The organism is Pseudomonas sp. LBUM1651 (assembly GCF_059716135.1).
On record NZ_CP166805.1, the window covers coordinates 3,580,983 to 3,594,558 of the forward strand.

Below are 13,576 nucleotides of genomic sequence, written 5' to 3' on the forward strand. Positions count from 1 at the left end.
ATCAGTTAGCGTCCGCTCCCCAGATCCAGTTCCAGATCCCCGGCAATTTCACCGGCTGTGAACTGTCACGAACAGTGCGCGCCATGGCCGCCCGGTGCAGCGCCGCCTGCTCGTCATAAAACGGCTTTTGCGCCGTTTTCAAGCCGGTCGCCTGTGCGCTATCCAGCAGGATTTGCAGGTACTCGCGGGCATGCCGGGCGGTGTAGCGATTGAGATCGTGGAAGGTCACCACCACCGGGATCACGCCGTCCACGGTTGGCAGCTCGCCCAATGCGATGCGCTCGCGCACTTGCGACAACTGCCGCAGCATGTTGGCCCGCCGCCGGGGACTGGCGTTGAAGCCCCAGATCTTGCCGTCGTTGGCGCTCAGGTCGGTCAGCAACACGTGCAAGCCATGCCGTTGATAGGCCGCGAAGACGCGTTTGTCGTAGTTCCAGAATGGCGGACGCACCAGGGTCGGCGGTGCGCCGGCAATCGCGGCAATATCGGCACTGCCTTTGGTCAGCGACTGTTCCAGTTCTTCCGGGCTTAGAGAGCGGTGATTGGTGTGCCAGTGGGTGGCCGTGTGGAAACCCAGTATTTGCCCGTCGGCCTGTTCGCGACGCATGACCTCGCGGCCGATGTCGCTGTCGCCCGCCCGTGGCGCGCCGGTCTGTACAAAGAACACCGCTTTGAGGTTCGGTTGCACCGGGTTCGTGGCCAGGCTGTCGAGAATCGTCATCGTCGGATTCCAGAAACTCGACGCGCTCGGACCGTCATCGAAGGTCAGCAGAAACCGGATCGGCGGTTGCGCGCGCAGCCGTTGTTCGGTCTGCGCCGTCATTTCGATGGGAGCAGCGATGCAACCCACCAGCCCGACGGCAATGGCAAGTGCGTAGAAAACCTTGAACAGCTGTTTCATGGTGTGCCCTGGACCAGACCGTTGAGCCCGCACACGTGTGCGGGCGCCGGTTGGATCAGGTTACACAGTGTTTGGTTCCGGCGCTGCCGTGCATCGTCGGCTACTGGGCCAATGCGTGCTGGAACGAGCTGTCGATGATCGGCGCGGTTGCCAGTGCCGAGGGCAGCGCCTTGACTTTGAACAGGAAGTCCGCGGTGCTCTGCAAATCCTTGGCCGCCTGCGCGTCTACCGGGCCGACGGTCATGTGCGCCTGACGCAACCAGTGGCGCGAAACGTTCTGGTCGAGATTGGCTTTCTTCGCCCACAGATCGGCGTACTCGTCGGTGTGGTTGTCGACCCAGGCCCGAGCCTTTTTCAGGCGCACCAGGAAATCGGCAATGGCTTCGCGTTTGCTGTCGATGGACGGTGTCGACGCGGCGATGGCGCTGAGACCCGGCATCAGGTTCTTCGCGGTGAGAATCGGTCGGGCGCCGGAGAACAGGATCTGTTGGGAAATGTAGGGTTCCCACACCGGGAAGGCATCAATGCTGCCCTGCGGCAACGCGGCAGCGGCGTCGATCGGCATCAGTTTGATGAACTCGACGTAGTCTTCCGGAAGATCGGCCTGTTGCAAGGCGCGCAGGGTCAATTGCTGGCTCCAGGCGCCGGGCCAGTAGGCGACTTTTTTACCCTTGAGGTCGGCGATGGTTTTGACCGGAGAATCCTTCGGCACCAGCAAGGCGATGGTGTCGGGGTTTTGCCGCGAGACACCGATCAGCTTCACTGGTGCCTGTTTCGCGGCGAGGAACAGGAACCCCGAATCGCCGAGAAAACCCAGGTCCAGCGCACCGGTGTTCAACGCTTCGGCCAGCGGCGCGGCGGCCTGAAAGTGCTTCCAGTCGACGGTATAAGGCGCCCCTTCCAGCACCCCCGACGCTTCCACCGAGGCGCGCACGTTGTAGTAGTTCTGATCACCGACGTGCAGGACGACGGGGTCGGCGGCGTAGGCCATTGGCGCGGCAAACAGCGCGCTGGTCAACAGACCGCGCACAAATCGGGACAGGGTCATCGGGGGGCTCCTTGAGAATAATTTAGTTAGACCATAACGCTCTTAGATATAGGTTTTTAAATTCTATTTATGCATAAGCTCATGACCGTCAGGCAAGACTGTTTGCCCAGCAACAGTGACTCGACACACTGTTTTCCCACCAACATCCCCTTAGCCTAAGCTTGCGCGCCAAGCCTTGATTCAGCGCGAAATCCGCAACATGGCACAGAGCCTGCAATATTCCTTTTACGCAGGATTAATTCATAAAAAATGATCTTTTAGAAATAAGACATTCAACGCCTTGCCGGAGCTGATCTCATGAAGTCCACCTTCCGTTTTCCCACAGTCAGGTATCTGCTCAGCGCCTGCGCCCTGGCCTTGAGCCTGCAACCCGCAGCGCAGGCTGCCGAAACGCCGCCGGCCGAAGTGCATCTGGATTACGCCTATTACTCACCGGTCAGCCTGGTGCTCAAGCACTTCGGTTTCCTCGAGAAAGCCCTTCCGCAAACCAAAGTCAGTTGGGTACTCAGTCAGGGCAGTAACCGCTCACTGGAATACCTCAACAGCGGCGGCGTCGACTTCGCGTCCTCCGCCAGCCTCGCCGCGGTGCTCAGCCGCGCCAATGGCAGCCCGATCAAATCGGTTTACGTCTACAGCCGCGCCGAATGGACCGCGCTGGTTGTACGCAAGGATTCGCCCTACAAGACCGTCGCCGACCTGAAAGGCAAGAAGATCGCCGCCACCAAAGGCACCGACCCGTACCTGTTCACGCTGCGCAGCCTGCAACAGGCCGGCCTGAGCAAGGACGATGTGGAACTGGTGCACTTGCAGCACCCGGACGGTCGCACCGCGCTGGAAAAAGGTGACGTTGAGGCCTGGGCCGGTCTCGATCCGCACATGGCCGCGAGCCAGGTGCAAGCTGGTTCGCGCCTGCTGTATCGGAACACCAATTTCAACAGTTACGGCGTGGTCAGCGTCACCGACACCTTTGCGAAAGAGCAACCGCAGACCATCGAAACCGTCCTTAAGGCGTACGAACAGGCTCGCGAGTGGGCGGTGAAAAATCCTGAAGAACTGGCGAAATTGCTCGCCACCGAGTCAGGTCTGCCGCTGGAAGTGGCCACGCTGCAACTGTCGCGCACCGACCTTAGCAGTCCGCAACTGACCGCCAAGGACGTGATCGCCTCCAAGGCGGCCGCGCCGATTCTGGTCTCCGAAGAACTGGTTCGTCGTGGCGTGAATGTCGATCAAGTTATCGATCAACTGATTGACACCGGCTTCAAGGAAACCGTGGCTCGTCAGTAAACAACCGCTAACGAGCAAGACCGAATCCGCGCCTGTCGCGGATTCGTCGTGACTGGAGAACTCCATGACCAGCAAAAGCAAACCCCTGCCCCTCGAATTGCCAACGCCGCGTCGCGCCACGCTTTCCTTGAACAACGCCTGGCGCCTGCGCCTCAAAGGCCTGGCGCTGCCGGTGCTGATCATCCTGGTGCTGGAATTTATCGTACGCATCGGCTGGCTACCGTCCTACCAAATGCCCGCGCCCAGCGAAATCGCCCTGACCCTCAGAGACCTCGCCGAAGGCGCGCTGTGGAAACACATCAGCGCCAGCCTGTTGCGAGTGCTGCTGGGTTTCGCCATCGGTGCCGGTCTGGCCCTGGTGTTTGCTGCGTGGGTCGGCTTGAGCCGCGAAGCCGAAGCCTGGCTGGAGCCGACGTTCGCCGGCCTGCGCTCGATTCCGAGCCTGGCCTGGGTGCCGCTGTTGCTGCTGTGGCTGGGCATCGACGAAACCTCGAAAATCGTCCTGATCGCCATCGGCGCGTTCTTCCCGGTGTACCTCAACGGCGTCGCGGCCATTCGCGACATCGACCGCAAACTGGTGGAAGTCGGGCAAATGTATGGTTTCAGTCGGACCCGGCTGGTTCGGCGAATTCTGCTGCCGGCCGCCCTGCCCGGCCTGTTCACCGGGCTGCGCAGCGGCATGAGCCTGGCGTGGATGTTTCTGGTGGCCGCCGAGCTGATCGCCGCGACCAAAGGCCTGGGTTATCTGCTCAGTGACGGTCGGGAAACTTCTCGCCCGGACATCGTGCTCGCGGCAATCATCGTGCTGGCGCTGCTGGGCAAACTGAGCGACGGCATCCTCGCGGGCCTGGAGAAACGTTTCCTGGCGTGGCGCGACACCTTCAACGGCCAAAGCGCAGAGGATTGAGCCATGACCGACCACCTGCTGGACATTCGCGTCGAGCGCAAAACCTTCGCCACCACCACCGTGCTGCAAGATATTCACCTGCAATTGCAGCCCCGGGAAACCGTCAGCCTCCTGGGCCCCAGCGGTTGCGGCAAAAGCACGTTGCTGCGGATCGTCGCCGGACTGGAAAAGGACTTCCAGGGTGAACTCGACAGCCGCGCCGGTGAAGTCGCGTTCGTGTTCCAGGAACCGCGCTTGATGCCGTGGCTAACGGTCGAGCAAAACATCGGCTTCAGCGCTGACAGCGATTACGACAAAGCCTGGGTGACACAACTGATCGATGAAGTCGGCCTGACCGGCTTCGCACACGCCTTGCCCAAGGCGCTTTCCGGCGGCATGGCGCAACGGGTCGCCATCGCCCGCGGCCTCTACTCGCGACCCGATGTGCTGTTGCTCGACGAACCTTTCAGCGCGGTGGACGCCTTCACCCGGATGAAACTGCAGGACCTGTTGCTGGAACTGGCTGGGCGCCACGCCATCGCCCTGCTGCTGGTCACCCACGATGTCGATGAAGCGCTGTACCTCAGCGATCGGGTGCTGGTCATGGACAATCGCCCCAGCCGCATTCGCCAGGAACTGGCCGTGGAATTGGCGCATCCCCGTGACCGCCGCGATCCGCTGCTGGCGCAACTCAAGGCGTTGTCGTTGACCGAGTTGCAGCGGGCACATGTGATCTGAGGCGCGACTATGCTGAAACCTCCAGCGGGAGGATTCGGTCATGTGCGGACGACTGTCGCAGTACCGGGGTATCCACGATTTTGTCGCGGTGCTGAGCATTCCCGACGCGCTGATCAACCACGTCGGCGACGAGCCGTTGGCCCGCTACAACGCCGCGCCGACCAATCAACTGGCGTTGTTTCACCTGGAGGACGTCGGGCCTGTGGCCGACAAGGTGCGTTGGGGCTGGCGGCCGCACTGGGCGAAGGATCGCGCGGCGCCGATCAATGCCCGCGTCGAAAAAGTCGCTCATGGCCCGTTCTTCCGCGCTATCTGGCCGCACCGCGCAATCGTGCCGATTGATAACTGGTTCGAATGGGTCGATGCAGGAGATTCGACCCGACAGCCGTGGCTCATCCGTCGACGGGACCTCGCGCCGATTTTCTGTGCCGCGATTGGCCGGTTTCCTACGGGTAGCGAGGAAGCGCGAGACGACGACGGTTTCGTGATCATCACCGCAGACAGCGCCGGCGGCATGCTCGATATTCATGATCGCCGGCCGGTGGTGCTGTCGCCAGAACTGGCAAGGGAATGGCTCGCCCCCGACACTCCCCGGGAACGCGCGGAACAAATGGCGTTGTTGCAAGGCGAAGGCAGTGAGGTTTTCGAGTGGTACAAGGTCGGCAAAGCCATCGGCAACGTCAGAAACCAGGGCGCAGAGCTTATTCATGAGCAGATATGAAACTATCAATACCGATACAAGCGCAGTCGTATTTAACGCCTGTCTATGAAGGCTAATAACTGCAGCGTTACAGAGAGTGTTTCACCCAAGAAACACTTATAGAAGTCTGGCGATTTGATCCTTCAACCGCTTGTCTGACATCTGCATCGACATACATACATTTAGAATGACTACGGATAGCATGCGCGCCGCATTTCCATTGGCACCGCCCAGTTGACCAAAGAGTCAACAACTAAGGAAATCCCTACAACAACAAGCCTTGCAGAGAACTAAATGCGCGACGATTTTGCAAATGATCAAGTCGTTAGTCTGGAGTGCGTTTATCTTTCGATGACAGAACACTATCGACTCAACTGTTTTATCGAACAATACATCAAGACCCGGAACTTGCGATCAGTTCCGGGAATCGACGGCGTCCTGCGTTCAACCCTTGGGCACTATCCGGGCAAACCTCCGGTGATGGTCAATGAACTGAATGCGTGGATCGACAAGACCCTGGGCTATCGGGCCGCTCACCCTGATGTGTTGCAGCTGGACGACGCTTGAAAAAGGTTCGGGATGTCATTTGGCAAAAGAACTGGATAGTCCCGAAGCTTGCTGCAAAAAAAGCCCCGCTCAGTGCGGGGCTTTGTTGTATGCGTAGATCGGTTGGGATCGGGATTGGGATTGGGATTGGGGACATATCCGTTTCTTCGGTAACGGCTGCTATTGGTTCCGCTTTTACAGCGGGTCACTTGGAGAAGCGCCAAGTAACCAAGCGCTTTTGCCCCTTTCGTTCGGCCCTTCGCTTAGGCTCAGGGTGCCCTCGCACCGGTCCTGCTCCGTGGGCCCGCCGCGATCGGCCATCCATGGCCGTGCGCGGCTAACCCGGCATCCATGCCGGGTTGCCCACTGCGCAGAACCGGAACGAAGCCTCTCGAGGGGGCGACTGCCGCCAAAGCACCGCGAGGCGGCCCGCGGGCCGACCTGGCTCTTCATGTGTATGCATTTCCCCTGTGGGAGCTAGCCTGCTAGCGATGGACGTTAACGATTACGCGTGCGGTCTGAATGAACGCGGTGTCTGGACGTCCATCGCTAGCAGGCTAGCTCCCACAGGGGATTTTTGGCGGGCATGATATGGGTGTTCACCACCGATGGCCTTGACGGAAAACAGGCCGGCTATCAGGCCGCCTCGCTTTGGCTTTTGATCTGGCTTTTGATCTTGATCTTGATCTGCCCCGTCGGAAGGCCGAGTGGAGGTTCTGCGTAGTGGGCAACCCGGCATGGATGGCCGATGGCGGCGGGCCCACGGAGCAGGACCGGAGTGAGGGCATGCCGAGCACTAGCGAGGCACGGTACGTCAGGGGCGCAGGCGCTTGGTTACTTGGCGCTCTTCCAAGTAACCCGCCGCAAGGGCGGAACCTTAAGCCGCCGTTACCGCAGAAACGGATATGTACCCCGTTCAGGGCTTCAGCGGAAACTCCATATCACGATCTGACAGTTCTTTCCCGTCATCGGGATGCTTCCAGGTCGGCGACGAACGCTTCTGCCGCTCGATCTCTTCTTCCGTCGGTTCATCCATGTCTTCATCATCCGGATCCGGACGCTTTTGTTCAGTTGCCACGCTCACCTCTCTTCCTAAGGGATCAGTCATCAGCTTTAAGCGTAGAACAGTTTCGAGCACCCGGTTCAAAGCCACCAGCGCAGCAAAAAGAAAAACCCCATGCTCAACAGCATGCTGAGCAAGGTATTGCGGGTGTACAGCACCAGCCCCACCGCCACCAGCGAACTGATCAGATACGGGTTGTCCCACTGCAAATTCAGCTGCTTGTCCGGCATGAACACAATAGGGCCGCAAATAGCGGTCAGCATGCCCGGCACCGCAAAACCGAGAAACTGCCGGGCATTGCTGCTAAGTCGCAGCGGAAGGCGAGGTTCGAGAAACACGTAGCGGTTGAGGAATACCAGAATTCCCATACCGATAATCACTGCCCAGACCATCATGTGCGTCCACCATAAAATTTATTGCAGACAAAGCCCGCCGTCATGCCCGCCAACCCCGACAGCACCAGCGCCGAGCCCCATTGCCAATAGCTGAACAACACCGAACAGAACAGCGACACCGCCACGCAGACCACGGTCGGTACATTGCGCACCACCGGGGTGATCAAGGCAATGAAGGTCGCGGCGATGGAGAAATCCAGACCCAGATGTTCCAGCCCCGGAATGCTGCTGCCGAGCACAATGCCGGCGAGGGTGAAGAGGTTCCAGGCGATGTAAAACGTCAGGCCGACGCCCAGTGCGTACCAGCGATTGAACTGCTGTTTGTCATGCTGGCTGGTCAGGGCAAACAACTCGTCGGTGAGCAAAAAGCCCAACCCTGCACGCCAGCGCCCCGGCAGCGGCGAAATCACCGAGCGCAGGCTCATGCCATAGAGCAAATGCTGGGAGGTCAGCAGCAACGTGGTCAGCAGAATCGAAAAAATACCGGCACCGCCCTTGAGCATCCCGATGGCCACCAGCTGCGCCGCACCGGCAAACACGATGCTCGACAACCCCTGGCCTTGCAGCGGCGTGAGGTTGGCTTCGATGGCCATGGAACCGGCCAGCAATCCCCACGGTGCGGTTGCCAGGGACAACGGCATGATCGCCGCGGCGCCGCGGAGAAACGCGCTGCGCGGCAGGAGTGAATTGGACATAACGCTCTACAACCAGAGAAAGACGTCAGACTGTGCCAGCAGTTGCCGCCGATGGCTTGAACAATCTTGCGCACTGCTGCGAACGGCAGGATGCGCGCCGGGTTCGCTGATTTTCGTGATTAACGCTCCGCCCGAGTACCATGGAGCGATCGCATAACGTGTCAGGGAGTCGACATGCTTTACCGAATCGCCGCCGACGGGCTGGTGCTGTTTCACCTGTTGTTCATTCTGTTCGTGCTGTTCGGCGGGCTGCTGGTGCTCAAATGGCATCACCTGATCTGGTTGCACCTGCCGGCCGCCGCATGGGGCGTGTGCGTGGAGTTTTTCCATTTGTTCTGCCCGCTGACGGACTGGGAAAACCGCATGCGCCATGCGGCCGGGCAAACCGGCTATGGCGGCGGTTTCATCGAGCATTACGTGTGGCCGGTCATTTACCCGGCGGGCCTGACACCCGCTATTCAACTGGGCCTCGGCAGCGTGGTGCTGGCGCTCAACGTGCTGGTCTATCTTCGGTTGTTCAGGCTGCGCAAGTTACGCCGGGCCGCCTGAACACTATCCTCAGAGGATCTGCACATGTTGTCCATCGAAGACCTGGCATTGCTGCAAGCCATTCGGGAAACCGGCAGCCTGTCACGAGCGGCGGCGCATCTGGGCAAGGCGCCGTCGACGGTGTCCTATGCGGCGCGGCAACTGGAAGAGCGTTTCGACGCGCTGCTGTTCGATCGGCGCCGATACCGCCTGCAGCTCACCCCCGCCGGGGAACTGCTGGTGAATGAAGCGGCGCGGCTGATGCAGGACGTCTCGCGACTGACCCAACGGGTGCAGCAAGTGGCCAACGGTTGGGAGAGCCGGCTGTGGATCGTCACCGACGAACTGCTGGAGTTCGACGCCTTGATCCCGGTGATACACGAATTCGACGCGCTGCAATCCGGCGTACCGCTGCGCATCACCCATGAAGTATTGAAAGGTGTGTGGGAAGCCCTGCGCGAGGGCCGCGCGGACCTGATCATCGGCGCCACCAACGAACCGCCGGCGATCCCTTCCTTGCGCTGGATGCAACTGGGGGAAATGGAATGGGTATTTGCCGTCTCGCCCAGGCATCCGTTGGCCAAGGTTAAAGAACCGATTTCCCGGGCAACGGTGACGCAGCACCGGGCGATCGTCGTGGCGGATTCGTCCAGAGCCACCGAAGGCAGCACCTATGGCGTCTCCGGCGGGCAACCGGTACTCGCCGTGCCGACCATGCGCGCGAAAATCCTCGCCCAGTGCGACGGCCTGGGCGTGGGTTGGCTGCCCAGGTATCGGGTTGGCTCGTTGCTGAAGAACGGCACGCTGGTCGAGAAACAGATGGCCGATCCGCGCGAACCGAACATTCTGTACGCCGGCTGGCGCGGCGATCATGATGGCCGCGCCCTGGGCTGGTGGCTGGAAAAACTCAAGCAATCCTACCTGGCGACCAGGCTGGTCCAGGGCAGCGACCGGTTCGTCTGAACCGGCACACTCAGTTGGCAATGACGCTCATGTTCCGACCGCTGGCCTTGGCGACATAGAGCGCCTTGTCCGCTGCGCCAATCAGGTCGTCAGCCTGGGCTTGTGAGGCCGGATCGTAAGCGGCGACGCCCAGGCTGACCGTCACCACGCCTTCGGCGCCTTCACTGTGGCGAATACCGGCATGCAGCACCGCGCGACGGATTTTTTCCGCCACCAGAAACGCCCCGACATAGTCGGTCCCGGGCAGCACCACCGCAAACTCTTCGCCGCCGTAGCGAGCCGCCAGATCCCCGGGGCGCTGGATATTTTCGGTGATGATCGCACTGATGTTGCGCAAACACTCATCACCGGCCAAGTGACCGTAGTTGTCGTTGAACAGTTTGAAGTGATCGACATCAATCATCAGCAAGGCGAGGCCGGTCAGGCTGCGTCTGGCACGGCCTATTTCCGAGTGGATGAACAGATCGAACTGGCGGCGGTTGGACAGCCCCGTCAACGCGTCCTCCAGGGCCAGCAATTCCAGGCTGCGATTGACCTCGATCAGTTTTTCCTGGGCATCCAGCAACTGGTTCTGGATGCGGTTCTGCTGCTTCATCAGATTGATCAGGCGATAACCCAGCACACCGAGAAAACCCAGCAGCAGCGCGACAATGCCCGCACTGAGCAAGGATTCCTCACGCCAGCCGGCCAGGACTTCATCCTTGTCGAGTGCGGCGAAAACGATCAGCGGATACCCCTCGACCCGGCGAAACCCCACCACCCGCACAACGCCATCCATCACGGACTTGACCATTGCCGTGCCTGAACTGCCCATGGGCAATAGCTGTTTGAACAGCGGGCTGTTGGCGAGGCTGGTGCCGATTTCCGCTTCATTGAACGGCCGACGAACGACGATGCTGGCGTCGTCGGCGATCAGGTTGATCACGCCGTTGCGGCCCATGTCGATGCTGTCGTACAGGGACAGAAAATGGCTGAGATAGATCGTCGCCAGCGCCACACCGGCAAAACGGCCATCGGCGTGATTGATCCTGCGCGACACCGTCATGATCCATTCGCCGCTGGAACGGCTTTTGATCGACGGACCGATGTGCGGCCCACGGTCGGGATGATCGCGATGGTAGATGAAATACTCACGGTCTGCGTTGTTGGCATCGGGCACGACCGCACCGTTGGAATTGGCAATCCAGCGCCCCTGCTCGTCATAGACGAACATGCCGTGCAACTGGCTCAGCTCACTGCGCTGGGCACTGAGCAAGCGTTCGAGGTGAGGCAACCGGGCCGGCTCGAAGCCGTCGGTTTCCAGGCGTTCCACCAGCGTAAACAGCAGCGTATCGGCTTGCTTGATCGTCGCCTGCGCTTGCGAGGCCAGGGTCTGCGCAAGGTTGGACATTGCCACTTCCTTGTCATGCAGATGGTACTGGCGCGAATTCCAGGCTTCCCAGATCACGATGGCGATCATGGACAGGCACACAGCGACAAGCAAAACCACCGCTGAGCGGACCTTAAGCGTTGCCCCGACCTGCTCGGTGACCAAAGACACGCCGTGGCGGGTTTGTTCGATTCGGTCTTTGACGGACGGATTCCCCATGACGCTCCTTGAATCTCGATGAGTGGCGACTGATCCCATTCGCCTTTTTATTATCACGACGCCTCAACAATACACCGGTTAGCGTGGCGTCTGTTTCAATGCCTCAAGCCACGCCGGGTTCAATTGCGTCTGTTCGGTCTCGATGCCCAGCGCTTCCATCCGCGCCTTGTGCAGGTCCATCTCGCGAACCAGTTGGCTGTGATCACTGGAGTTGCCGTCCAGCTCGTGCATCTGGCTCAACCCAAGATGATAGAAGCGCAGCAGCTTCATGGCGCCTGGATCATCCTTCTCCACCGCCGCCGTCACCTGATGCATGACGTTGGTGATGCTCATCAGGCTGCGCTTGAGCTGCCAGCCGTACACGGCGGGCGCCATCCACTCCTGATTCCAGAACGTGCCGCGCATCAGTGCCACCATCAATAGCACCGCGACAAACACGCCGCCCACGTTGAAGCGTAGATTGTCGCCCCCCGGTTCGCCGAACATCGCCACCGCCGCGGTCGACAGCACCATTGCCAGAGCCAGGAAAACCAGGGCAATGATGATTGTGCTGCGGCGCGTCTGGCTTCGATAAATCTCGGGGTTTTGCGGCTGGATTTCGAACATCGCGACGGGTTTCCTCGGGGGCATGGGCAAAAAGACTGCGGGGCATTATCGCCTCTGCGGGGGATTTAGCTATGCTGGGGCTCCTTTTCATCTTTTCATCGTCAAAGGGGAACATGGCGATAGTGCGCAGTTCGTGCCATCTTCTTTTATGGATACATACTATTCGGATGTCATGCGTCCTCGGCGGGTGACATCGTTTTAAGGATCATTGAATGTCCCAACGACAAGTAATCAACGCTTCGGTCAGCCCGAAAGGCAGCCTGGAAACCCTCTCTCAACGTGAAGTACAGCAACTGAGCGAAGCCGGATCCGGCAGCACCTACACCCTCTTCCGCCAGTGCGCCCTGGCCATCCTCAATACCGGCGCCCATGTCGATAACGCCAAGACCATCCTCGAAGCCTACAAAGACTTCGAAATCCGCATCCACCAGCAGGACCGCGGCGTGCGCCTGGAACTGCTGAACGCCCCGGCCGACGCCTTCGTCGACGGCGAAATGATCGCCAGCACCCGGGAAATGCTGTTCAGCGCCCTGCGCGACATCGTCTACACCGAAAACGAACTCGATGCCCAGCGCATCGACCTGAGCACCTCCCAGGGCATCAGCGACTACGTCTTCCACCTGCTGCGCAACGCCCGCACCCTGCGCCCCGGCGTCGAGCCGAAGATCGTGGTGTGCTGGGGTGGCCACTCGATCAACACCGAAGAATACAAATACACCAAGAAAGTCGGCCACGAACTGGGCCTGCGCAGCCTCGACATCTGCACCGGTTGCGGCCCGGGCGTGATGAAAGGCCCGATGAAAGGCGCGACCATCGCCCACGCCAAGCAGCGCATCCACGGCGGTCGCTACCTCGGCTTGACCGAACCCGGCATCATCGCCGCCGAAGCGCCGAACCCGATCGTCAACGAACTGGTGATCCTGCCGGACATCGAAAAACGCCTGGAAGCGTTCGTGCGCGTGGGCCACGGCATCATCATTTTCCCGGGCGGCGCGGGCACGGCCGAAGAGTTCCTGTACCTGCTCGGCATCCTGATGCACCCGGACAACAAGGGCCTGCCCTTCCCCGTCGTCCTCACCGGGCCGAAGCACGCGGCGCCGTATCTGGAGCAACTGGACGCGTTCGTCGGCGCCACCCTGGGTGAAGCGGCGAAGCAACATTACGAGATCATCATCGACGACCCGGCTGAGGTTGCACGGCAGATGACCGCCGGTCTCAAAGCGGTGAAACAGTTCCGTCGCGAGCGCAACGACGCGTTCCATTTCAACTGGCTGCTGAAGATTGACGAAGGCTTCCAGCGCCCGTTCGATCCGACTCACGAAAACATGGCCAACCTGAAACTCAGCCGCAACCTGCCGGCGCACGAACTGGCCGCCAACCTGCGCCGCGCGTTCTCCGGCATCGTCGCCGGCAACGTCAAGGACAAGGGTATCCGCCTGATCGAACAGCACGGGCCGTATCAGATCCGTGGCGATGCGGCGGTGATGCAGCCGCTGGATCAACTGCTGAAAGCCTTCGTGGCCCAGCACCGGATGAAGTTGCCGGGTGGCGCGGCGTATGTGCCGTGTTATCAAGTGGTTGCGTAACCCCAGATAGAGCATTCCCACGCGCGCGGGAATGCTCCCCGGTTTGAGC

General features: G+C 60.3%; 15 protein-coding genes. 8 read left to right on the forward strand and 7 right to left on the reverse strand.

Going from position 1 to position 13,576, the window contains the following annotated elements:
* Position 1 precedes the first annotated feature (1 nt).
* On the reverse strand, positions 2 to 901 hold the full coding sequence (locus tag ACA066_RS16620; RefSeq protein WP_497695791.1) for a polysaccharide deacetylase family protein: 900 nt from the start codon (positions 899 to 901) through the stop codon (positions 2 to 4).
* A 100-nt stretch (positions 902 to 1,001) separates the two neighbouring features.
* A complete protein-coding gene (locus ACA066_RS16625; protein WP_497695792.1) occupies positions 1,002 to 1,949 on the reverse strand; it encodes an ABC transporter substrate-binding protein in 948 nt (315 codons plus the stop codon).
* A gap of 297 nt (positions 1,950 to 2,246) precedes the next feature.
* Here ACA066_RS16625 and ACA066_RS16630 point away from each other — a divergent pair, with 297 nt between their 5' ends.
* The 5 genes from ACA066_RS16630 (at position 2,247) to ACA066_RS16650 (ending at position 6,124) form a co-directional block, all read left to right on the forward strand.
* Positions 2,247 to 3,233, forward strand: a complete 987-nt coding sequence (locus ACA066_RS16630; protein ID WP_497695793.1) for an aliphatic sulfonate ABC transporter substrate-binding protein — start codon at positions 2,247 to 2,249, stop codon at positions 3,231 to 3,233.
* Between the two features lie 64 nt (positions 3,234 to 3,297).
* On the forward strand, positions 3,298 to 4,140 hold the full coding sequence (locus ACA066_RS16635) for an ABC transporter permease (RefSeq protein ID WP_497695794.1): 843 nt from the start codon (positions 3,298 to 3,300) through the stop codon (positions 4,138 to 4,140).
* A 3-nt stretch (positions 4,141 to 4,143) separates the two neighbouring features.
* The gene (locus tag ACA066_RS16640) at positions 4,144 to 4,857 is read left to right on the forward strand and encodes an ABC transporter ATP-binding protein (protein ID WP_497695795.1); all 714 of its coding nucleotides are present in this window, start codon (positions 4,144 to 4,146) and stop codon (positions 4,855 to 4,857) included.
* Between the two features lie 40 nt (positions 4,858 to 4,897).
* On the forward strand, positions 4,898 to 5,578 hold the full coding sequence (locus ACA066_RS16645; protein WP_497695796.1) for an SOS response-associated peptidase: 681 nt from the start codon (positions 4,898 to 4,900) through the stop codon (positions 5,576 to 5,578).
* Positions 5,579 to 5,851: 273 nt separating this feature from the next.
* Positions 5,852 to 6,124 carry a hypothetical protein gene (locus ACA066_RS16650; RefSeq protein ID WP_497695797.1) on the forward strand — a complete coding sequence of 91 codons (273 nt, stop codon included), beginning with the start codon at positions 5,852 to 5,854 and terminating at the stop codon, positions 6,122 to 6,124.
* A gap of 895 nt (positions 6,125 to 7,019) precedes the next feature.
* Here ACA066_RS16650 and ACA066_RS16655 read toward each other — a convergent pair.
* From ACA066_RS16655 to ACA066_RS16665, 3 genes are all read right to left on the reverse strand, one after another.
* On the reverse strand, positions 7,020 to 7,181 hold the full coding sequence (locus ACA066_RS16655; RefSeq protein WP_497695798.1) for a hypothetical protein: 162 nt from the start codon (positions 7,179 to 7,181) through the stop codon (positions 7,020 to 7,022).
* Between the two features lie 65 nt (positions 7,182 to 7,246).
* Positions 7,247 to 7,558 carry an AzlD domain-containing protein gene (locus ACA066_RS16660; protein WP_193393033.1) on the reverse strand — a complete coding sequence of 104 codons (312 nt, stop codon included), beginning with the start codon at positions 7,556 to 7,558 and terminating at the stop codon, positions 7,247 to 7,249.
* The gene (locus ACA066_RS16665; RefSeq protein ID WP_497695799.1) at positions 7,558 to 8,256 is read right to left on the reverse strand and encodes an AzlC family ABC transporter permease; all 699 of its coding nucleotides are present in this window, start codon (positions 8,254 to 8,256) and stop codon (positions 7,558 to 7,560) included. Before ACA066_RS16665 ends, ACA066_RS16660 begins: the two co-directional genes overlap by 1 nt.
* Before the next feature lie 174 nt (positions 8,257 to 8,430).
* Between ACA066_RS16665 and ACA066_RS16670 the strand changes: the two genes are divergently transcribed.
* Both ACA066_RS16670 and ACA066_RS16675 read left to right on the forward strand, forming a co-directional pair.
* Positions 8,431 to 8,805: a DUF2784 domain-containing protein gene (locus ACA066_RS16670; protein ID WP_497695800.1), complete on the forward strand. Its 375-nt coding sequence runs from the start codon at positions 8,431 to 8,433 to the stop codon at positions 8,803 to 8,805.
* Positions 8,806 to 8,829: 24 nt separating this feature from the next.
* Positions 8,830 to 9,747: a LysR family transcriptional regulator gene (locus ACA066_RS16675; RefSeq protein WP_497695801.1), complete on the forward strand. Its 918-nt coding sequence runs from the start codon at positions 8,830 to 8,832 to the stop codon at positions 9,745 to 9,747.
* 10 nt (positions 9,748 to 9,757) lie between these two features.
* Here ACA066_RS16675 and ACA066_RS16680 read toward each other — a convergent pair whose 3' ends face one another.
* Both ACA066_RS16680 and ACA066_RS16685 read right to left on the reverse strand, forming a co-directional pair.
* Positions 9,758 to 11,335 (reverse strand): sensor domain-containing diguanylate cyclase, encoded by a 1,578-nt coding sequence (locus ACA066_RS16680; protein WP_497695802.1) that lies wholly within the window; start codon positions 11,333 to 11,335, stop codon positions 9,758 to 9,760.
* Between the two features lie 78 nt (positions 11,336 to 11,413).
* Positions 11,414 to 11,941, reverse strand: a complete 528-nt coding sequence (locus ACA066_RS16685) for a DUF3087 domain-containing protein (protein ID WP_497695803.1) — start codon at positions 11,939 to 11,941, stop codon at positions 11,414 to 11,416.
* 212 nt (positions 11,942 to 12,153) lie between these two features.
* Here ACA066_RS16685 and ppnN point away from each other — a divergent pair, with 212 nt between their 5' ends.
* Positions 12,154 to 13,527, forward strand: a complete 1,374-nt coding sequence (gene ppnN, locus ACA066_RS16690) for a nucleotide 5'-monophosphate nucleosidase PpnN (protein WP_497695804.1) — start codon at positions 12,154 to 12,156, stop codon at positions 13,525 to 13,527.
* Positions 13,528 to 13,576 lie beyond the last annotated feature (49 nt).

Bases quoted from the DNA above. Each gene is read 5' to 3' on its own strand.
- ACA066_RS16675 (WP_497695801.1), top strand. From the start codon at position 8,830: ATGTTGTCCATCGAAGACCTGGCATTGCTGCAAGCCATTCGGGAAACC.
- ACA066_RS16640 (WP_497695795.1), top strand. From the start codon at position 4,144: ATGACCGACCACCTGCTGGACATTCGCGTCGAGCGCAAAACCTTCGCC.
- ppnN (WP_497695804.1), top strand. From the start codon at position 12,154: ATGTCCCAACGACAAGTAATCAACGCTTCGGTCAGCCCGAAAGGCAGC.
- ACA066_RS16680 (WP_497695802.1), bottom strand. From the start codon at position 11,335: ATGGGGAATCCGTCCGTCAAAGACCGAATCGAACAAACCCGCCACGGC.
- ACA066_RS16630 (WP_497695793.1), top strand. From the start codon at position 2,247: ATGAAGTCCACCTTCCGTTTTCCCACAGTCAGGTATCTGCTCAGCGCC.
- ACA066_RS16645 (WP_497695796.1), top strand. From the start codon at position 4,898: ATGTGCGGACGACTGTCGCAGTACCGGGGTATCCACGATTTTGTCGCG.
- ACA066_RS16660 (WP_193393033.1), bottom strand. From the start codon at position 7,558: ATGGTCTGGGCAGTGATTATCGGTATGGGAATTCTGGTATTCCTCAAC.
- ACA066_RS16670 (WP_497695800.1), top strand. From the start codon at position 8,431: ATGCTTTACCGAATCGCCGCCGACGGGCTGGTGCTGTTTCACCTGTTG.
- ACA066_RS16625 (WP_497695792.1), bottom strand. From the start codon at position 1,949: ATGACCCTGTCCCGATTTGTGCGCGGTCTGTTGACCAGCGCGCTGTTT.
- ACA066_RS16635 (WP_497695794.1), top strand. From the start codon at position 3,298: ATGACCAGCAAAAGCAAACCCCTGCCCCTCGAATTGCCAACGCCGCGT.
- ACA066_RS16650 (WP_497695797.1), top strand. From the start codon at position 5,852: ATGCGCGACGATTTTGCAAATGATCAAGTCGTTAGTCTGGAGTGCGTT.
- ACA066_RS16665 (WP_497695799.1), bottom strand. From the start codon at position 8,256: ATGTCCAATTCACTCCTGCCGCGCAGCGCGTTTCTCCGCGGCGCCGCG.
- ACA066_RS16620 (WP_497695791.1), bottom strand. From the start codon at position 901: ATGAAACAGCTGTTCAAGGTTTTCTACGCACTTGCCATTGCCGTCGGG.
- ACA066_RS16685 (WP_497695803.1), bottom strand. From the start codon at position 11,941: ATGTTCGAAATCCAGCCGCAAAACCCCGAGATTTATCGAAGCCAGACG.